We start from the raw sequence: 23,614 nt of genomic DNA, 5'->3' as shown, positions 1-23,614 counted from the left end.
GATTACCTCTCATCGAACGCATCTTCGATGGCTGACATCACAGGTTTCGCTGCGTATTCGATCACACGGCGTGAGCCCGTTTTCACGTCGGCAGTAAACTCCATATAAGGTGATAACTTGTATTGAGTGCCTCCTCGCTCAAGAAAGTTTTGGTCAATTTCAATCTCTGCTAAATAGAACTCGGCATCTTCTTCTTCATAAGACGAACGGCTGATTGAGGCGATGGTTCCCTCGACAAATCCGTATTTTGCGAAGTTATAAGTATCCATTTTTACTTTCACCGCTTGGCCAATTTCAACAAAGCCCATGTCTTTACGTGGGATCTTCGCTTCACCGTGTAAGGAATTATTGATTGGTGCAATATCAGCGATACTCTCGCCTGGTGGTATTACCGCAGAGCGGAAGTTGAAGTGCAGTTTGTCGACCACACCATCCACTGGTGAGTAGACGATCAGGCGGTCAACCTTGTCAGAATGCTGCGGTTGTAGGATTCGTTTTAGCTTAAGATCTTTATTCGCTTGAATGATTTGCGCTTGATATTCAGAGTTACGATTCTCAACCAAATCTCGATGTTGCTTTTCTAACTTATCTAGCTGAAAGCGTTCATTCATCACTGACTCATCAAGGTTTTCAATCTCACGAACCATATTGGATTCTTGTACTTTCATATTGAGAACGTCGACGTAAGAGGCCATTTCTTCTTTATAGAGGGTGTTTTTGATGTTGAGTTGTTTACGAATCAGGGACAGCTGATTTTCTGAACTTTTGCGGCGTTTCAGCATAGAACTGATGAGGGAATTCTTGTGCTTAATATCGTGAGTGATGAGCTCCTCGTTTGAGCGGTTCTTAGAGAACTCTTGTCGCCATGTGTTCATGTTGGTCTGCACTTGTTCTGGATACTGTTCAATGAAAGTGGCGAAATTGGGTTCCAGCATGTCGCGCAAACTTTCATAACGAATCTTGTCGAGCTCAAGCTGAACGATCTCCGTGTTCACGGTATCGAGCTGAGTATTACGGTCGAGTGAGCGGATTCGCGCGATAGGTTGGCCTTCGTATACCACTTCACCTTTTCTCACCAATAACTCTTCTAAAATGCCACCTTCTAAGTGTTGAACTTTCTCTACGTCAGACTCCAGTAGTAATTCACCACGCACAGAAACCACAATATCGATGCGTGCCTGTGACGCCACGGCGATAGCAACCAAAGCAAGTAGGAATATGATGAGCAAGGTTTTATGAACGCTCGTCATGGCACTCGCAAGTACGATAGTGTCATCCGCTGTGACCTTAGACGCCTCGTTATTGGATACGAGTGCTTTTCTGAGGTGATGCTCTATTTGGTTATTGCTCATGACCTACCTCGATGACTTCTCATCAACCACCTCTTTAATATCCAACAGGTGATTGATTTGTCGATTGACGTTTTGTAGTTCAGTTTTTACATCCTCTAAAAGCTCTTCTGGAGCAGGAAACTCGTGTTTACTTAAATGTTCCAATTTGGCCATTTTGGGCGGTAGGTCTTGGTCACACAGCAAGGTTAAGATGGTCTTCAGTTTTTTTGAGTAGTTGTTGAGCTCGTCAAAACGATTACCCTTATGAAGCGTCTCTATGTTGATTGCAGCGTCTGAAAAGTCCTTATAAAAGTCGCCTAATAGCAATTGCAGCCCTTTGTGGTTGTTGTCGATTGAACGCAACAAATTCGTCATGTCTATCATCATTCCACTGCCTTAATTGCTTTAATCACAATAACTAAGGATCTTTAAAGACAGTTTTCAAATTTTTTTTGATTCTTTATGCACAAAAATAAAAATATGAAAAATGTTGTATAAAAACTTGGTTTTCCAAAATGGTGTCCTTTAATGCCTCTAAATACGATCAGTTAGCTAGTAGCAACGGAGGCTGTAATGGCAGGCGAAAATAACCAAAACAACCAAAATGAAGATCTAAATGACGCGGTAGAACAAACGGACACGAACGACGCGGGTACACCCTCCCAGCAGCAGAATCAACAAAACCAACAGAATACGATTGCGTCTACGATAGCGACGGGTGCTGAAAACACTGACGCAGCAGACGAAATTAACCAAGCGTTAGAAGACAACCCAAGTGGCGCTGGTAATTCAGAAGAAGCAGCGGCTTCAGGTGGTGCGGTTCAAGAGGACACCGCAGAAAGTGGCGGTGATTCAGATGCTGCTCAATCAAACGTTGTAGACAGTGCAGCTTCAGACGCTGGTGCAGGTGGTGCAGCAGGCAGTGGCGGCGGTTCAGGTGCCGGTGCACAAGCTGTAGGTGGTGGCGAGAGTACCGCTTCTGTAGGTGGTTCAGATGCTGAAGGTAATGAAGAGCAGGGCCAAGCAGCGAGAACGTCAGTTGCACCTAATGCGGATTCTTCTGGCTCTGACGAACAACCAGTGGGCGATGATTTAGATTCACAAACGGTTGAAGAGACATTCGCCGTTGATGTTCAAGCTTCGGACGAAGAGACCATCAGTGAAGTCGAAGATGACTTTGATTCAGAGACGGTAAGTGAAACATTCAAAATCAAAGTAGAAAGCGAAAATGATGCACCAGAAGCGGAACAAGATCTGGCTTACATCATGGATGAAGATGGCTCCATCACATTCACTCAAGAACAATTACTCGAATACGCAAGTGATGTCGATGGTGATGAGCTGGTCGCTTCAAACGTTCAAGTCGGTGCTGACGCTACGGTTCAAGATAATGGCGACGGTACTTTTACCGTTGTTCCTTCCGCAGATTTCAATGGCGAACTTGACCTTACTTTCGATATCAGTGATGGCCAAGAAACCATAAGCAGCGCCATCGATTTAACAGTTCGTCCTATTAATGACGCGCCTGTACCAGAAGATAAAACCTTTGAAATTGAAGAAGATGGCACACTTGTTTTCACCGATGCTGACCTGCTAACAGGCGCGACAGACATTGAAGGTGACAACCTTTCCGTTGAAGGTGTTACTTACGATGGCGGTGACGGTATTCTTACCGACAACGGCAATGGCACCTACACATTCGCGCCAAATGAGAACTTCAATGGCGATGTAAACTTTAGCTTCGATGTGTCTGACGGTACGGACACGGTTTCAGCAAACATTGATGTAAGCGTAACAGCCGTTGATGATGCGCCAGTATCGGGTGACTTAGCATACTCTGTCGATGAAGACGGTTCGATTCGTTTGAGCCAAGAGCAACTGCTGTCGCAAGCATCTGACGTAGAAGGTGATGACCTTACAGCAAGCAGCCTAACGGTCGATGGTGACGCAACAGTCTCTCAAAATGAAGATGGCAGCTTTACTATCACGCCAGATGAGAACTTCAATGGCGACATCGATATCAGCTTCGATATCTCAGATGGTACGAATACGGTTCAAGCGTCCGCTGACCTAACCGTTAATCCAATCAATGACTTGCCAGTTCCTCAAGATCAACAATTCAGTGTTGAAGAAGACGGGACACTAATCTTCACCGATGCTGACCTGCTAACAGGTGCGACAGACATTGAAGGTGACAACTTAACCGTTGAAGGCGTTACCTACGATGGTGGCGACGGTATTCTTACCGACAACGGTAATGGTACTTACACTTTTGCGCCAAACGAGAACTTCAATGGTGACGTAAACTTTAGCTTCGATGTATCTGACGGTACCGATACGGCTTCAGCAAACATTGATGTAAGCGTAACTGCGGTTGATGATGCGCCAGTGTCGGGTGATTTAGCTTATTCAGTAGATGAAGACGGTTCGATTCGTTTGAGCCAAGAGCAACTGCTGTCGCAAGCATCCGATGTTGAAGGTGATGACCTAACAGCAAGCAGCCTAACGGTTGATGGTGACGCAACCGTTACTCAAAACGTGGATGGTAGCTTTACTATTACGCCAGATGAGAACTTCAATGGTGACATTGATATCAGCTTCGATATCTCAGATGGTACGAATACGGTTCAAGCATCTGCCGATCTAACTGTAAATCCAATTAATGACTTGCCAGTTCCTCAAGATCAACAATTCAGTGTTGAAGAAGACGGGACGCTAATCTTCACCGATGCTGACCTTCTAACAGGTGCGACAGACATTGAAGGCGACAACCTTTCAGTTGAAGGCGTTACCTACGATGGCGGTGACGGTATTCTTACCGACAACGGCAATGGCACGTACACCTTCGCGCCAAATGAGAACTTTAATGGCGATGTTAACTTCAGCTTCGATGTGTCTGACGGTACCGATACTGTATCTGCGAACATCGATGTCAGCGTAACTGCGGTTGATGATGCGCCAGTGTCAGGTGACTTAGCTTACTCGGTCGATGAAGACGGTTCGATTCGTTTAAGCCAAGAGCAGCTGTTGTCTCAAGCATCTGACGTTGAAGGTGATGACCTCACAGCAAGCAGCTTAACCGTTGATGGTGATGCAACTGTTACTCAAAACGAAGACGGCAGCTTTACTATCACGCCAGATGAAAACTTCAATGGTGACATCGATATCAGCTTCGATATCTCCGATGGTACTAACACGGCTCAAGCATCGGCAGACCTAACCGTTAATCCAATCAATGACTTGCCAGTTCCTCAAGATCAAAAATTCAGCATTGAAGAAGACGGCACGCTGCAGTTTACTGATGCAGATCTGCTAACCGGTGCAACTGATATTGAAGGTGATGACTTAACGGTTGAAGGTATCAGTTATGAAGGGACGGATGGGGTACTGACGGACCATGGTGATGGCTCATACAGCTTTGCGCCAAATGAAAACTTCAATGGGGACGTTAACTTTAGCTTTGATGTGTCTGATGGTATCGATACCGTATCTGCAAATATCGATGTCAGCGTAACTCCAGAGAACGATCCGCCTGTTGCAGGCTCTACGTCTTACACGGTGAATGAAGACAACTCGATTACCATTTCTGATGCACAACTATTGGCGAATTCTTCTGATATCGAAGGAGATGTATCAATAGACAGCGTGACTTACTCAGGTAGTGACGGTGTTCTTGAAATCAACGGTAACGGTACTTACACCTTCTCGCCAAACGAGAACTTCAACGGCGAAATTGCTCTTGATGTAGTGGTTGCAGATGAAGAGGGTGCGACAGATGCGACAACCGCGGGTATCACCGTACTTGAAGTGAACGATCCGCCAGTTGCTGGCCCAAAGTCTTACACCATTGATGAAGACTCTGTACTTACATTCAGTGAGTCACAAGTACTGCTTAACGCTTCTGATGTTGAAGGCGATGTTGAGCTTGTCGGCATTAGCTACGACGGCCCAGATGGCATCTTCTCAGTCAATGGTGACGGCACTTGTAGCTTTGCACCGAATGAGAACTTTAATGGCCAAGTTCAACTTGATGTGACCATTCGTGATGAAGACGGTGCAGAAGTTGATACTGTCATCAACGTGGATGTTCTGCCAATCAATGATGCACCAGTATCGGGTGATTTGGCTTATAACGTCAACGAAGACGGTTCAATCACCTTGAGCCAAGAACAACTACTGTCTCAAGCATCGGATGTTGAGGGCGATGACCTAACGGCGAGTGACCTAACGGTTGATGGCAACGCGACAGTAACCGTCAATGATGACGGTAGCTTCACCATTGTTCCAGATGCGAACTTTAACGGTGACGTTGATATCCAATTCAACATTACAGATGGCACTGACACGGTTCAAGCTACTGCCGACTTAACCGTTAATCCTGTTAATGACTTGCCGGTCCCACAAGATCAACAATTCAGCATTGAAGAAGACGGTACGCTGCAATTCACTGACGCTGACCTGCTTACTGGTGCCACCGATATTGATGGCGATGACCTCACAGTAGAAGGCATCAGCTACACAGGTGGTGACGGTGTATTAACAGAGCATGGTGATGGTACTTATACTTTTGCACCAAACGAGAACTTTAATGGTGATGTGAACTTCAGTTTCGATGTCTCTGATGGCACAGAAACGGTTAGCGCAAACATCGATGTGAGTGTGACGCCTGAGAATGATCCGCCAGTTGCGGGTTCCACTTCGTACATGGTGAACGAAGACAATGCGATCACTATTTCTGATGAGCAATTACTAGCAAACTCTTCGGATATTGAAGGTGCAGTGTCGGTTGATAGCGTGACTTACAGCGGCACCGATGGTGTGTTCCAAGATAACGGCGACGGCAGTTACACCTTCCTTCCTAATGAAAACTTCAGCGGTGATATCAGCCTTGATGTGATTGTTGCAGATGAAGAGGGTGCAATTGATGAAACGACCGCGGGCATTACCGTTCTTGAAGTAAACGATCCACCTGTTGCAGGGCCTACGTCTTACACCATTGATGAAGATTCTGTTCTAACGTTCAGTGAATCTCAGATTCTAGTGAATGCTTCAGACGTTGAAGGTGATGTTGAGCTTGTCGGTATCAACTACGACGGGTCAGACGGCATCTTTACCGTCAATGGTGATGGCACATGCAGTTTCGCGCCAAACGAAAACTTCAATGGTCAGGTTCAACTGGATGTGACTATTCAAGATGAAAGTGGCGCGACGGTTGAAACGCACATTAATGTTGATGTACTGCCAATTAACGATCCACCGGTATCTGGTGACTTGGCTTACACGATTAACGAAGACAGCTCAATCACGCTGACACAAGATCAATTGTTAGCACGAGCGGGCGATATCGATAGCGATAATCTAGAAGCGATTAATCTATCGACGGATGAAAACGCGACCATTCAACAAAACGAGGATGGCAGCTACACCATTACACCAGACGCTGATTACAACGGCGACCTAGACCTAAGCTTCGATATCATCGATAACGATGGTGGTGAGGTTCAAGTTGGTCTCGATATTACTGTTAATCCACTGAATGACTTGCCACAAGCGCAAGATCAACAGTTCACAATTGAAGAAGATGGCACATTACTGTTTACCGATGAAGACCTACTTGCTGGAGCATCGGATATTGATGGTGATGAGCTATCGATTGAAAATGTGCTTTACACAGGTGCAGACGGTGTACTGAGTGACAATGGTGATGGCACATACAGCTTTGCACCAAACGAGAACTTCAATGGTGATGTTCAATTCTCATTCGATGTCTCTGATGGTGCAGGTTCAACACCTGCTGTTATTGATGTTAGCGTAACGCCAGAGAATGATCCGCCAGTTGTGGGCTCAACGTCTTACACAGTGCAAGAAGATGGCCAAATCACTATCAGTGATGAGCAGCTATTAGCGAACTCTTCCGATGTTGAAGGCGATGTTTCACTATCAAGTGTTAGTTACACTGGTGACGATGGCTCCTTCGTTGATAACGGTAATGGCACATACACCTTCACACCAAATGAAAACTTCGACGGTGACATCTCATTAGATGTTGTTGTCGTTGACGAAGATGGTGCAACGGCGACTACTACAGCAGGCATTGATGTTATTGCTGTGAATGACGGTCCTGAAACGTCTGGTATTCAGGCAGAAGTCGACGAAGATAATTCAATCACTATTACTCAAGAGCAGTTACTTGCAAATGCGACCGACGTTGAAGGTGATGAGTTAACGGCGTCTAATCTTCAAACCAACGATCCTGACGCGACGATTGTGGCGAATGACGATGGTTCATTCACTATCACGCACACAGAGAACTTCAATGGCGAATTGGACTTCACATACAGCATCAGTGATGGTGACAACGAAGTTCTGACCACACTCGATCTAACCGTTAATCCAGTTAATGATGCGCCAGAAGCAGGCGAAGAGATCTTCATTCAAGCGCAAGAAGACCAAACGGTTGGTGTGACGCTTCGTGAAGAGCCAGCACTACGTCTGGATCAAGCGCCAGAAAACGGCATCATCGAAGCAAATCTTGATAATGAATGGGTAGTACTCGAAGTTGGGCAAGAAGTACCTGCCGACACAGAAGTGCGCTTTGTACCAAGTGAAGACGCTTTAGCTGAGGGCACACATACCACGCAAATTGGTACCTTCGATGATAACGCGAGCGTTGATGACTGGGGCACAGAAGTTGACCCATACACGCGTGAGTTCTCGGATGGCGACTTAACGGTTACGGTTCAAAGTAACGATGATCCGCTTGGTGCGTGGAATGGTAATACGCACATTGGTCATGGTATCGGTGATACCGACCGTCAAGGCTTGAGTGGTGATGAAAAACTGACTATCTCGGTTGAAGGTCAAGACATCAATGAAATCAGCTTCCACCTAGATGGTTTGGGTGGCTGGTTCATGGAAGAGTCGCGCCACTTTACTGAGGTTGAAATTCGAGCCTTCAATGAAGACGGTGACATGATTGACTCGATGACTTACCACAAAGAAGACCGTGGTACGTTCGAGACAGACTACACGCTAACCGTTGACCAACCTGTGTCTTACTTTGAACTGGGTACAGTGCAAGGTAATGGTACTTATGTTGTGCAAAACATGACAGTGTCACAAACTTGTCATGATGAAGCCGTGTTTACATCGATTGGTGTAGACGGTTCTGAAATCACTGAAACGGTTGAGTTGAACATCCATGCGGGTGACAACGAAATCGAACTAACGGCTGATCTTCCTAATATCACTATCGATACTGAAGGTTCAGCTCAGTTTGCTTCTGTTGTGATTACTGAAGAACAACTGCTAGCTCAGGCATCAGACATTGATGGCGATGATCTTGATATTCAGAATCTAGAGTTGGTGGGTGAAAATTCAGAGCATGCAACACTAACAGATAACGGTGATGGCACTTGGACAGTAACACCGGATGAAAATTTCTACGGTGAAATTGAGCTCGGTTACCAAGTTAGTGATGGTGAGCTAACTGACGACAACATCATCAACATCAACTTCGAGTCGGTGAATGATGCGCCAATCGTTTCTGGCCCAATTGTTCTATCGACAGACGAAGACCAAGGTATCACGTTCAGCGCTGATGACTTGTTGGCGAACACCACAGATGTAGAGGGTGATACGCTATCCATTTCTGACATCACTTACGGTGGTGATGACGGTGACTTAGTCGACAATGGCGATGGTACATTTACCTTCATGCCGAATGAAAACTTCAATGGTGAAATCGACATAGATTACAAGGTGTTCGATGGTACCGATGAAGTGGCAACGCACCTAGACCTAACGGTTGTGCCTGTTAACGATGTTCCAGTTCCAGGTGAGCCGCTACACACCCAAATGCTTGAAAACGGCTCCATGATCATCGAAGCGAAAGACCTATTGTCTGGCGCTACAGATGTCGATGGTGACATTCTCCATGTCGAAAATCTATTACTTGCAGACCAAACGCAAGGTACGCTAACAGACAATGGCGACAACACATTTACCTTCGAACCTGCTGAGAACTTCTATGGTGAAGTGAACTTGACCTTCGATATCAGTGATGGTCAAGCAAGCGCACCAAGCACTGCAAGAGTTGACGTTGAGATTGTCAACGAAGGCCCTGAAGTGAGCGGTCCAATTGAAGCGGCGGTTGATGAAGATGGCTCAATAACCATTACTCAAGAGGACTTGTTAGCGAACGCAACGGATGTCGATGGCGACAACCTTGAAGCGGTTAACTTAGCGACCAACGATCCAAATGCGGTTATCGTAGAAAACTCCGATGGTAGTTTCACTATCACACCAAGCGCAGACTTCTTTGGTGAGATTGAGTTCACTTACGATGTAACAGATGCGATTGAGACAGTCGCAGCCGACCTGAACCTAACCGTAAACCCTATCAACGATGCGCCAGATGTTCCGGACATGTCTTTCACTACGGAAGACGGTCAAGCCATTACCATTACCGAAGCTGAACTCTTAGCACAAGCGACAGACATTGAAGGCGATGAGCTGTCTGTGGTGAATGTGACTAGCGCAAGCGACGCGGTAGAAGTCACGGATAACGGTGATGGAACATATACATTAACGCCAGAGCAGGGCTTCTTCGGCAATGTTGATCTCGCGTTTGATGTGAGCGATGGCACTGATGTGGTGGCGGCAAACATCGACCTGAAAGTTGAATTCGTCAATGATGCACCAGAAGCAACGTCAATGGTTGCGGATGTTGACGAAGACGGTTCAATTCTGGTTACACAAGAGATGTTGCTAGAGAATGCGAGTGACCAAGATGGCGATGAGCTGTTTGCGAGTGCACTTGAAACCAACGATCCAAATGCAAGCATCGTAGACAATGGCGATGGCACTTACACGGTGACACCTTCGGAGAACTTCAACGGTGATATCGCATTCACTTATGAGGTGAGCGATGGTGAGCTAAGTACTTCTAATGACATGACATTGACCGTGAATCCGGTGAATGACATTCCAATTGTTGCTCCAGGCATGTACCACATCGAAGAGGATGGCAGCATCCTGTTCACTCAAGAAGATCTATTGAGTGGTGCGATTGATATTGATGGGGACGACCTAAGCGTTACCAGCATCAATTATTCTGGTGATGAAGGCACAGTCACCGACAACGGTGATGGTACATTCAGCTTTGTTCCTGAAGAGCACTTTAGTGGCGACCTGCAGTTCAGCTTTACCGTGACCGACGGCACAACTGAAGTAGAGCAAGACCTCAATGTTCACATTGAAGCGGTCGCGGATGCGCCGGATCTTGTGATTACCAATGGCGATGGCGTTAACGTTGATGACCAAGCTATTTTGGTTGAGCCAGGCGGTATTGTTGAACTGAACATTGCAGCGGCACTTGTTGACCAAGATTTGTCTGAAACACTCACTGTAACGGTAGATGGTGTGCCAGAAGGCTCGGTTATCCAATACGATAACGAAGGTGTTCTGAATGACCAAGAGAACGGTATCACCAGTTACAACGATACTGAAATCACAGTAACGTTTGAAGGCGAAACCGCGGGCTACCAAAACGCAGCGGGTTACTACAAAGTTGACGAAGACGGTAACATTACAGGTGTTGAAGTTGTTTACGAAAACGCATCACAAGTTGGTGGTGGCGGTGACCTTGTCCCAGGGCAAGATCAATTCAGCTTCCAAGTTGCAGAAGGTGAAAGCTTCAACCTGTTCTTGATTCCAAACGGACATCAGCACAACGACTTTGACGCGATGCAAGAAGGTCAGTATGAGTTCCGTGCTGAGAATGGTTCGCCTGCAAACATGGACACGGTTGATCCTCAACTTGTGTTTGTTGCTGCTGATGGCACTGAAACAGTGATACAAGGCCAGAATGGTGACGCGATCTTCCATGGTGGTTCAAGCGCTCAGCTAAACCAAGATGGTATCGAACATACTCGCACCACTGTCAATGAAGAAGGCGAGCTGGTTTACGGGTTTGAAGATCTTTATGGCGGCGGTGACGCTGACTATACCGATTTCAATTTCACGATTGATGTGGGTGAGGTGAACAGCCAAATCTATAGCGGTGAAGTAACGGTTGGCCCAGATGGTTCTGTAACGCTACCAACAACGGCGATCGCACAAGAGCTGCAAATCCAGTTACCAGAAGACTTCAATGAACAGCTTGAAGTTCACGTAACGGCAACCGCAACAGAGCTATCGAATGATGATTCTGAAACGGTATCTCAAACTATTTACATTAATGCGACAGGCGCGCACATTGAGCACGCACCTGAAGCACTTCCTGTTGCAGCAACAGTGGAAGAAGATGGTTCAATTATCATCACGCAAGAAGACTTGTTGGCTAACGCTCGCGATTTAGATGGCGACCAACTTACAGCGCTTAACCTAGCAACTGATGATGACAATGTGACCATCACGGATAACGGCGATGGTACTTACACATTAACGCCAGACGCTGACTTCAACGGGGATGTTAACTTCACCTTCGATGTGTCGGATGGTGATGATGTTGTCTCTACCAATTTAGAGCTAACAGTTTCACCAGTGAATGACGGCCCAGAAGCACAAGACCAAGCATTCACAGTTAACGAAGATGGTGTATTAACCTTCACAGACCAAGACCTATTAACGGGTGCTACGGACATTGAAGGGGATGACCTAAGCGTTGATGGTGTCACTTACACTGGCGCGGATGGTGTCCTAACTGATAACGGTGATGGTACATACAGCTTCGCGCCGAACGAAAACTTCAACGGCGATGTGAACTTCTCGTTTGATGTGTCTGATGGTACAGATACCGTCACTGCGAATGTTGATGTAAGCGTGACGCCAGAGAACGATCCTCCGGTTGCTGGCAGTACGTCTTACACCGTTCATGAAGATAACTCCATCACCATCAGTAACGAACAATTGCTTGCGAACTCTTCGGATATCGAAGGGGAAGTAGCGATTGATAGCGTGACTTACAGTGGTAGCGATGGTGTGCTTGAAATCAACGGTAACGGCACATACACCTTCTCTCCGAACGAGAACTTTAATGGCGAAGTTAGCCTAGATGTTGTTGTGACGGATGAAGATGGTGCGACTGAAGCCACTACCGCAGGCATTACTGTTCTTGAAGTGAATGATCCGCCAGTGGCAGGTCCAACGTCATACACAATCGACGAAGATTCAGTTCTGACATTCAGCGAGTCTCAAGTTCTACTCAATGCTTCTGATATTGAAGGGGATGTAGAGCTTGTTGAGATCAACTACGATGGCCCAGACGGCATCTTCTCTATCAATGGTGATGGCACATGTAGCTTTGCACCGAATGAAAACTTCAACGGCCAAGTGCAGTTGGATGTGACCATTCAAGATGAAGACGGTGCTCAAGTTGATACCTACATTACGGTAGATGTGTTGCCAATCAATGATGTTCCAGTATCGGGAGATTTGGCATACAGCGTTGAGGAAGACGGTTCAATTACCTTGAGCCAAGAGCAACTTCTATCTCAAGCGAATGATGTAGACGGTGATGACTTAACCGCTTCCAACTTAATGGTTGATGGTGATGCGACGGTTACGGCTAACGATGACGGTAGCTTTACCATCACACCAGATGCGAACTTCAACGGTGATATTGACCTAACGTTCGACATCAACGACGGGGCAGACACTCTTGTTGCTACCGCTGACCTAACGGTGAATCCAGTTAACGATTTACCACAACCGCAAGACCAAACGTTCAGCATTGGCGAAGACGGTGTCTTGAACTTCACAGATGAAGACCTGCTAACGGGTGCTACCGATATCGATGGGGACGACTTGTCGGTTGAAGGTGTGACTTACACAGGTGCCGATGGTGTTCTTACCGATAATGGTGATGGTAGTTACAGCTTCGCACCGAATGAGAACTTCAATGGCGATGTGAACTTCAGCTTTGATGTGTCAGATGGTACGGACACGGTTCAAGCCAATATCGATGTAAGCGTGACACCAGAGAACGATCCACCCGTTGCTGGTAGCACGTCTTATACAGTTCATGAAGACAACTCAATTACCATCAGTGATGAGCAGCTTCTAGCTAACTCTTCGGATATTGAGGGTGATGTTGCCGTTGATAGCGTGACTTACTCTGGCACAGACGGTGTCTTTGAAGACAATGGCGATGGTACTTACACCTTCTTACCAAACGAAAACTTCAACGGAGAAGTGAGCCTAGATGTTGTCGTAGCGGATGAAGATGGCGCGACTGAAGCGACAACTGCAGGCATTACAGTTCTTGAGGTGAACGATCCGCCAATCGCAGGAGTAACTAGTTACTCCGTGAACGAAGATGAAGTGATTACCATCAGTTCTGAGCAGCTGTTGGCGAATGCTTCAGATATCGAAGGTGAGGTGGCGATTGATAGCGTTAACTACACCGGTTCAGACGGTATCTTCACTGATAATGGTGACGGTACGTTCAGCTTCGCACCGAACGCAAACTTCGACGGTGATGTCAGCCTTGATGTGGTCGTGACCGATGAAGATGGCGCAACCGCAACCACCACAGCAAACATTGATGTTCTTCCTGTCAACGACGCTCCGGTATCGGGTGATTTGGCTTACAGTGTTGATGAAGATGGTTCGATTAACCTAAGCCAAGAGCAGTTACTTGCCCAAGCGGGTGACGTTGATGGCGACGACCTATCGGCATCTAACCTAACCGTTGACGGCAATGCGACAGTAACAGCAAACGACGATGGTAGCTTCACTATCACGCCAGATGCTGACTTCAATGGCGACATTGATTTGAATTTCGACATTACCGATGGTGATGCGACGATTCAAGCAACGGCTGACCTAACGGTTAACCCAGTCAACGACTTACCAATAGTTGGCGAGCCACAGTTTGTGACTCAAGAAGACACCAGCTTCACCTTCACTGAGGAACAGCTACTGCAAAATGCAGGCGATATTGATGGCGATAACTTGTCGGTCGAAAATGTTGCCTCTGACAGCGGTTCATTAGTGGATAATGGCGACGGTACTTACACATTTGCGCCGAATGAAAACTTCGACGGCAATGTGAATGTGACGTTCGACGTGAATGACGGTACTGCGACAGTACCAGCAGAAGCGACGATTGACGTTCAATCTGTGGTTGATATGCCAGAGCTGTCGATTGCGTCTGACTTGGTGATTGCTTCTGATAACTTCGAGTCTGGCTCGAATGGTTGGAACACAGGCACAGAAAGCTCACAAGGCTTCGAGTCGGGTGACATGCTGGGTCGTATCGGTGGCACGGGCGGCGATGAAGCCGTCAGCAAAACTTACGACATTCCAAGTGATGTGAGCGAAGTTAATATCTCGTTTAGCTTCTACGAAATCGATTCTTGGGATGGCGAGTCCTTCCAAATCTTTGTTGGTGGCGAAGAGCTAACTACATTAGATAACTCTGCGTTCCGTACTCAAGATGGCTCAACAACGCTTTACGACTCAGAAGGTAATGAAGTCGGCGAAGTCGTTCACGGCGTATCGCAAGGTGAGGGCTTCAGTGGTTGGAATGACCAAGCACACCAAATCAACCTAACGGTACCAGTTGAAGACGGCCAACTTGAACTTGGCTTCGGTTCAACCCTGAATCAAAGCGTCAATGATGAGTCGTTTGGTATCGACAACATCGAAATCTCAGTGTCTGACGCGGATTACCAAATCATTGGTACCGAAGACACACCAGTTCCACTGGATATCGATGCCGCACTAACGGATACCGATGGTTCAGAAAATCTCGCTATCTTGATTGAAGATGTACTAGAAGGAAGTTCGCTTTCTGCAGGTACCGACAACGGCGATGGCACATGGTCTCTACAGCCAGAAGAACTTGCAGGGTTAGAGTTTATTCCTTCAGGTGATTTCAATGGCGATGTGGTGCTAACGGTTAATGCGACATCAACAGATGTTGATACCGGTACAACCGCAACAGCTACGCAAGATGTGACGATTCATATCTCGCCTGCGAACGATGCGCCAGAGGTAGAAGGTGATATCAGCGCGGTTACTGCCGAAGACAACAGCATTACGCTAACTCAAGAGCAGTTGCTAGAGCACGCTGTCGATATTGATGGTGATGATCTATCCGCAATCAACCTAACCACCAATGATGAAAATGCGACCGTTGAAATGAACGACGATGGCAGTTTCACCATTACACCAAGTGAAAACTTCAACGGTAATATCGAATTTAGTTACGATGTCACTGATGGAGAAGACATGGTGGCAGCAGGCCTAGACTTGACGGTAACACCAGTCAATGACGCGCCAGAGCCACAAGACCAAGCATTCACCATTGGTGAGGATGGTGTGCTTAACTTCACAGACGAAGACCTACTCACGGGCGCTACGGATGTTGAGGGTGACACACTAACGGTTGAAAGCGTGACCTACACAGGTGCTGACGGTGTGCTTACGGATAATGGTGATGGCAGCTACAGCTTCGCACCAAACGAGAACTTCAATGGTGATGTGAACTTTAGCTTTGACGTGTCAGATGGCATAGATACGGTTCAAGCCAACATTGATGTGAGCGTGACTCCTGAGAACGATCCACCAGTGGCAGGCAGCACGTCTTACACGGTTCATGAAGACAACTCAATCACCATCAGTAACGAACAGCTATTAGCCAACTCTTCAGATATTGAAGGTGAGGTTGCGATTGATAGCGTTTCTTACACTGGCAGTGATGGTGTGTTCGAAGACAACGGTGATGGCACGTACACCTTCTCACCAAATGAAAACTTTAATGGTGAAGTGAGCTTAGCGGTTGTTGTTACTGATGAAGAGGGTGCAACTGAAGCGACTACAGCTGGAATTACGGTTCTTGAGGTTAATGACCCACCAATTGCAGGCTCTACGAGCTACTCAGTGAATGAAGACGAAGTCATCACCATCAGTTCAGAGCAACTGTTGGCGAATTCTTCAGACGTTGAAGGCGAAGTCGCGATTGACAGCGTGAATTACACAGGCGCTGACGGCATCTTTACTGACAATGGCGATGGAACATTCAGCTTCGCGCCAAACGCAAACTTCGATGGCGATGTTAGCCTTGATGTAGTGGTGACCGACGAGGATGGCGCAACGACCGCCACGACGGCAAGCATTGATGTTCTGCCAATTAATGATCCACCAGTATCGGGTGACTTGGCATACAGCATTGATGAAGATGGTTCAATTACTCTGACTCAAGAGCAGTTGCTGTCTCAAGCATCGGACGTCGACGGCGATGACCTAACGGCAAGCAACCTAAGCGCAGGCGATAATGCAACCGTTGTTGATAACGGCGATGGTACCTTTACGGTGACACCAGGTGCTGACTTCAATGGAAATATCGACCTAAACTTCGACATCTCTGATGGTACAGAGTCGATTGTGGCGAACGCCGATCTAACGGTTAACCCAATCAATGATCTACCAACCAGCGATGATGTTTATGCCAACGTGGATGAAGATAATGTCATCACTATCACGCAGGAGCAGTTACTTGCGAATGCCGCTGATATTGAGGGCGATGATCTTGTCGCTTCCGACTTAACCTTAGTGGGTGACGATGCAACGATTGTCGATAATGGCGATGGAACATTCTCTATCACTCCAAGTGAAAACTTCAATGGCTACATCGATGTTGCCTACAGCATCAGCGATGGCGACACACCAATTGCCGCTAACTTAGGTCTAACGGTTGATCCAGTTAATGATGCTCCGATTGTTTCTGCTGATGTGGCAATAACCATTGAAGAAGATGGTTCGTACACCATTACTCAAGAAGAGCTCCTACAATTCGCGACTGACATCGAAGACGATGACATGACAGCGATTATCGGAGAGCCGGGTGATGAAACGACGGTAACTGGTACGGTGTTGGATGCTGAAACTGGCAATCCAATCGCAGGTGCGGACGTTACGCTAACCGACAATGCCGGTCACTCTTACACAGCGGTGACGGATCAATCTGGTAACTACTCTGTGAGCGGTCCTGTTGTTGAGCAAGGTACCGTAACTATTGAACAAGAAGGCTCTATTACTAGCAGCTTCCTGGTTCCAGCAGGTGAAGATACCAATGGTGGCGTAACCGCAATATCGGAAGTGCTTGAAGAAACAGATATGCGTATCGTGGTCACATGGGGTGAAAGCCCACGTGACATGGACAACCACCTATGGCTCTACGATACAGAGAATGGCAATGAGCTAGACCATATTTACTATCGCGACATGAGCCATGACTTGGGCGAAGGTAATGTCGTTCAGCAAGACGTAGATGACACAAATGGTGGCGGCCCTGAAACCATCACCATTCCAAACTACCAAGATGCGGACATGCACTATTCAGTTCACAACTACACCAGCAGAAGTTGGGATGTGGACGGTGTTGAAGATGTGCAAGTTCAGGTCTTCGTAGGCGATACATTGATTGAAACCTTCAGCCCTGATTTATCGGATAACCCATCGGGTGATCACTGGCATGTATTCGATATCGTGAACGGCGTGATTGTTCCAAGCCAAGATGTTGGTTCACAAAATGCGTTTGATTTGCCAACGGCAGAAGAAGCGCTCGCGAATGAAAACGGCATTGATATCTCTGAATTGCTAACCGGCGACGAAGATGGTGACTCTAGTGAAACTGGTGGTAACGAACCAAGTGTTGGAGATGTTTCAATTGAGAACGCTCTTATCACTGACAATGGTGATGGTACTTACACCATTACACCTGAAGAGAACTTCAACGGTGAATTCTCCATTAGCTACAACGTGGATGATGGTAACGGTGGAGTGACTCCGGCAGAGCTAGATGTGACCGTAACAGCAGTCAACGATCTTTCTGTGATTTACGATCATGACTACACCATTAATGAGGATGGCTCGCTGACCTTTACCGATGAACAGCTATTGGCTGGTGCAACGGATATTGATGGCGACGACCTTTCTGTCGAGTCGGTTAACTACGAAGGTACTGACGGCGTGTTCACGGATAATGGCGATGGTACTTACACCTTTGCGCCAAACGAGAACTTCAATGGTAATGTCGACCTAACTTACGATGTGAGTGATGGTACTGATGTTGTATCGGCAAACATTGACGTTCAAGTTGTTCCTATCAATGACGTACCGGTTGCAGGCACTACTGCTTACACCGTTGAAGAAGATGGCAGTATTACCCTAAGCGACACACAACTTCTGGCGAACAGTTCCGATGTGGAAGGGGAAGTCTTTGTTAGCGATGTTAGCTACAGCGGCACAGATGGTGTGTTCACGGATAATGGTGATGGCACTTACACCTTCTCGCCGAACGAAAACTTTAACGGCGACATCAGCCTTGATGTGTCTGTTATGGATGAGGATGGCGCAACGGCTGAAACAACGGCAGGTATCGACGTTATTGCCGTCAACGACCTACCAGTTGCAGGTTCAACGACCTACAGCGTTGATGAAGATAATGTGATTATTATCTCTGATGCTCAGCTGCTTGCGAACAGCTCAGACATTGAAGGTGATGTATCCGTTAGCGACGTATCTTACTCGGGTGCAGACGGTATCTTTACTGATAACGGTGATGGTACTTACAGCTTCGCACCAAACGAAAACTTCAACGGTAATGTCAGCCTAGATGTGACGGTTGCCGATGAAGACGGTGCAACCGCGCAAACTACCGCAGGCATTGACGTTATCGCAGTCAACGACGCTCCAGTTTCTGGTGACTTGGCTTACTCTGTGGATGAAGATGGTTCAATTACCCTAAGCCAAGAGCAATTGCTGGCTCAAGCTTCAGATGTGGATGGTGATGACCTTACAGCTGCTAACTTAACGGCCGGTGACAACGCAACAGTAACGGCAAACGAGGATGGTTCATTTACCATCACACCAGATGCTGACTTCAATGGCGACATTGACCTAAGCTTCGACTTGTCTGACGGCACGGAAACGGTTGTCGCAACGGCAGACCTTACTGTTAATCCAGTGAATGATGTCGCGGTTGTTGAAGATGTGGCATACACCATTGAAGAAGACGGTTCATTAACCTTCACAGATGAGCAGCTGCTAGCGGGTGCTTCTGATATAGATGGAGATGAGCTTTCAGTTGCTGATGTGTCTTACACAGGCGCAGAGGGTGTGTTCACCGACAATGGTGATGGTACTTACACTTTCGCTCCAAATGAAAACTTCAACGGCGAAGTCGACTTAAGCTTCTCAGTAAGCGATGGCACGGCAACCACTGACGCCAATATCGATATCACAGTTACCGATGTTAACGACGCTCCAGTAGCTGGCGCAACGTCTTACCAAATGAACGAAGATGGCACTATTACATTGAGTCCTGAGCAGTTAATTGCGAATAGTTCAGATGTAGACGGTGAAGTGTCGCTTGATAGCGTGAGCTATTCAGGTGCCGACGGTATCTTGGTTCAAAACGAAGATGGTTCAGTCACCTTCGCTCCAAATGAAAACTTTAACGGTGACATCAGTCTTGATGTGACGGTTATTGATGACGATGGCGCAACGGCTGAAACAACGGCTGGTATTGAAGTGATTGCTGTCAACGATGCACCAGTAGCCGGAAACGTGGCTTACTCGGTTGATGAAGATGGTTCAATTACGCTATCTCAAGAACAGTTGTTGGCGAACGCTTCCGATGTTGATGGTGATGCACTGACCGCAAGCAACCTATCTGCAGGTGACAATGCAACCGTCACAGCAAACGAAGATGGTTCATTTACTATCATGCCGGATGCTGATTTCAACGGTGACATTGACCTAAGCTTCGATGTGTCCGATGGCCTTGAAACTGTTCAAGCTGGCGTCGACCTAACGGTTAACCCAGTCAATGACCTGCCAACAGTAGAAAATCAAAGCTTCACCGTCGAGGAAGATGGAACGCTAATCTTCACGGATGCAGACCTACTAGCAGGCGCTGCAGACATTGACGGCGATGACTTGTCTATCACGGATGTGTCTTACACGGGCGCAGAAGGTGTGTTCACTGATAATGGTGATGGCACTTACAGCTTTGCTCCGAACGAAAACTTCAATGGCGATGTAAATCTTGGCTTCACAGTGTCTGACGGCACTGAGACAGTCGATGCCAATATTGATGTGACCGTAACGGACATTAATGACGCACCAGTGGCGGGTTCAACGTCTTACCAAATGAACGAAGATGGCACGATTACCATTAGCCCTGAGCAGTTGATTGCGAACAGCTCAGATGTTGATGGTGAAGTGTCGCTTGAAAGCGTGACTTACACTGGCTCTGACGGCGAATTGGTTCAAAACGATGATGGTTCTGTGACCTTCACGCCGAGTGAGAACTTTAACGGTGATATCAGCCTAGATGTGGTTGTAACCGACGATGACGGCGCAACAGCGACAACAACGGCGGGTATTGAAGTTCTGGCTGTGAATGATGGACCGGAGTCGGAGGATGTGAAACTAACCACAGCTGAAGACAGCACCATTCTTATCACACAAGACATGTTGTTAGCTCAAGCTACCGATATCGATAACACCGCAGATGAGTTGTCAGCATCTGGTCTACAAATCGACCCTAGCTTAGGTGAGTTGCTAGACAATGAAGATGGTACTTGGTCATTCACGCCAAACGAAAACTTCAATGGCGATGTGCCAATGACGTTTAACGTTAGCGATGGCCAAGAGACAATCTCAGTCGACGGCAACATAGATGTCACACCAGTGAACGACGCACCTGAAGCACCGACCATTGAGATGCAAGGCGAAGAAGATGTGGTCATGGTCATTGACCCAGCTTACATTGCGGATCAAGTTACGGATCTAGATGGTGACGAGATCAGCATCGAAAGCATCACGGTTCGTGCTCCAGCCAATGCGACCTTAACTCAGCAGCCAGATGGCATGTATCACTTAGTGACTACTCAAGACTTCAATGGCTTGGTAGAACTGGGATATCAAGCAACTGACGGCGAAGAAGTGGTTGATGGCTCGCTGAATGTGGATGTGATTCCAGTTAACGACGCTCCATTCAATGTCGGTAACGCAATGATGACCACAGACGAAGATGGCGCGTTCACCTTCGATGCTGGCGATTTGATGAACTTGTTCGGTGACATTGATACGACTGACCTTGTGGTTTCACGCATTATCACTGCAGACGGTGAAGATGGCGGAGAAGTCACTGATAACGGTGATGGTACTTGGACATTCACACCAACCGGTGATTTCGCAGGCGTTTCAGACCTACAAGTTGTCGTGAGTGACGGTGAGTTTGAAACGGTTCTCGATGTTCCTGTGTATGTTCGTCCTGTTGCGGATGGCGCGGTGATTACCACTGACCATGACGGTCCTCTAGTTTTCGGTGAAGATGAAACGGGTCACTTAGGACTGAACGTTGGTCTAGTCGATGATTCAGAAACACTAAGTAACTTGGTGATGACAGGTTTCCCTGTTGGATTCGAAGTAACCGATGGTGTGAATACCGTGATGATCACTGAGCCGGGTCAATACATCGACCTGTTCGACTGGGATATTTCAAATATTCAAATGACGCCTCCTGAAGACTTCCATGGTGAGTTCTTCGTAACTGTAAGTGCAACAACGGTCGATTACGGAGATGAACCAGAAGCGTTCGAAGATGGCATCGATTCTGGTGACTTCGAAACCGTAGCGGGAGATTCCATCATCCTAACTGCGGACGACCTAATTGGGTTGGCTGAGAATGTGGATGCAGACAGCGACGATGAAGTGAAACTGGTTCATCTAGCAGACCGTAGTCAAGGTGAGATTGTCGATAATGGCGATGGCACTTGGACGTTCACACCAGCCCCGGGCTTTACTGGCGAAGCAGACATTGCTTACGTGGTTGATAAAGATGGCGTGCTTCATGATGAGCAAACTGGCGTGGTCGTGAAAGAGGGCGATTCACAAGAGAATGCAGCACCAGAAGTTAACAGCATCACAACCACTGAAATTGCAGCGGACGCAACTTTGTCGTTTACTGACCAAGATATGTTAGCGAACCTGAGCGATGCAGAGGGCGATAGCATGAGCATTGAGTCAGTGAGCTTGATGGAAGGTCAGGGTGTGATAGAGAGCGATAACCAAGGTAACTATCAATTCACACCGGCTGAAGATTACACCGGAGATGTTCAAGTTGGATTCGTAGCGACCGATGGCGAAAACCGCATCGAAAGCTTCTTCAACGTGGATATCCAAGGTGGCGATGAAGCAGCCGCGAGTGAAGGTTATGCCTTAGCGGATGATGGTTCACTAACTATCACAGAGTCTCAGCTGGTGGATGAGTTGGACGTTAGCGATACAGCACAAGTTGTTGATGTTGCAGACGCGAACGATGCAGGCTTCTTCGCTGAATCTGGTGAAGGCGAATGGACATACTGGCCAAACGAAGACTTCGACGGCAACTTAGCGATGAATGTCGACGTTAACGATGGTGGTGAAGTATCAAGCCATAGCTTAAGCATCCAAGTAGCCGATGACTCAGCACAGAGTGATGAACCACAAGTACAAGCCGCTCAAGCTACTGAAGAGCAGCAAGTGGAAGTCGCACAACAAGCTGATGACCAAGCTCAAGACAGTGAAACAGAAGCCGAAGACAGCGTTGCTGACGTGACAGCGGCTCCGGGCGATACCATCTCTATCTCGATTCCAGATGAGGTGAGTGGTAACGAGTCGGTTGATTACGCTGAAATGTCTGGCTTACCTGAAGGCTCTACAGTGAGTAACGCACTGGACAATGGTGATGGTAGCTTCACAATCAGCGGCAACTTAGAGCAGTCGGTATCGGTTGAACTTCCTGAGGGTTACGAAGGTACTAGCGAGATCCAATTCCAAGGTTACGACGAATTGGGTAGCTCAATAGACGGTGCAAGTGGTTCTGTTGAAGTTGAGGTTGATGATCAATACACCATGCAAGGTTCTACTCAAGAGCAGCAACCAGACATGGCAGGTATGGAATCTGGTGGCAGCGATTGGACAAGTGCGGGTGGTCAAGACCAAGGTGTTGACTTCACGGACGACTCTGGAAGCTTCGATTCAGACTCTCAAACTGGAACCGATCAAGGCAACGACTTCGATCAAAGCTCGATCTAACCAGAAAGGTTGGGTTCGTTTGAGCCCACACATAGATAGGGCAGCGTAATGTTGCCCTCATCAGAGCCATGCAGAGCGCGCTTTGCATGGCTTTTTTATTTGTGCTGTCTTACTCGTTACTTGCTATGACAAATTGCTGTTAAAAACTGGGCATTAAAACTTGTGAACCAATAAAAATGTCCTTA

At 47.2% G+C, this 23,614-nt stretch carries 3 protein-coding genes; 1 reads left to right on the top strand and 2 read right to left on the bottom strand.

Features of this window, described 5'->3' with window-relative positions; translation table 11 throughout:
* Positions 1-2: 2 nt before the first annotated feature.
* Positions 3-1,352: an HlyD family type I secretion periplasmic adaptor subunit gene (locus L1D37_RS01435; protein WP_239846612.1), complete on the bottom strand. Its 1,350-nt coding sequence runs from the start codon at positions 1,350-1,352 to the stop codon at positions 3-5.
* A gap of 3 nt (positions 1,353-1,355) precedes the next feature.
* Positions 1,356-1,718 carry a hypothetical protein gene (locus L1D37_RS01430; protein WP_116870123.1) on the bottom strand — a complete coding sequence of 121 codons (363 nt, stop codon included), beginning with the start codon at positions 1,716-1,718 and terminating at the stop codon, positions 1,356-1,358.
* A gap of 186 nt (positions 1,719-1,904) precedes the next feature.
* Here L1D37_RS01430 and L1D37_RS01425 point away from each other — a divergent pair, with 186 nt between their 5' ends.
* Positions 1,905-23,429, top strand: a complete 21,525-nt coding sequence (locus L1D37_RS01425; RefSeq protein ID WP_239846611.1) for a tandem-95 repeat protein — start codon at positions 1,905-1,907, stop codon at positions 23,427-23,429.
* The last annotated feature ends 185 nt before the right edge of the window (positions 23,430-23,614 follow it).

Source organism: Vibrio sp. Isolate33 (assembly GCF_022397895.1).
GTDB lineage: Bacteria > Pseudomonadota > Gammaproteobacteria > Enterobacterales > Vibrionaceae > Vibrio > Vibrio pomeroyi.
Note: the sequence above shows the minus strand (reverse complement) of the source record. Positions and strands in the feature narration are given on the sequence as shown.

Bases quoted from the DNA above. Each gene is read 5' to 3' on its own strand.
- L1D37_RS01430 (WP_116870123.1), bottom strand. From the start codon at position 1,718: ATGATGATAGACATGACGAATTTGTTGCGTTCAATCGACAACAACCAC.
- L1D37_RS01425 (WP_239846611.1), top strand. From the start codon at position 1,905: ATGGCAGGCGAAAATAACCAAAACAACCAAAATGAAGATCTAAATGAC.
- L1D37_RS01435 (WP_239846612.1), bottom strand. From the start codon at position 1,352: ATGAGCAATAACCAAATAGAGCATCACCTCAGAAAAGCACTCGTATCC.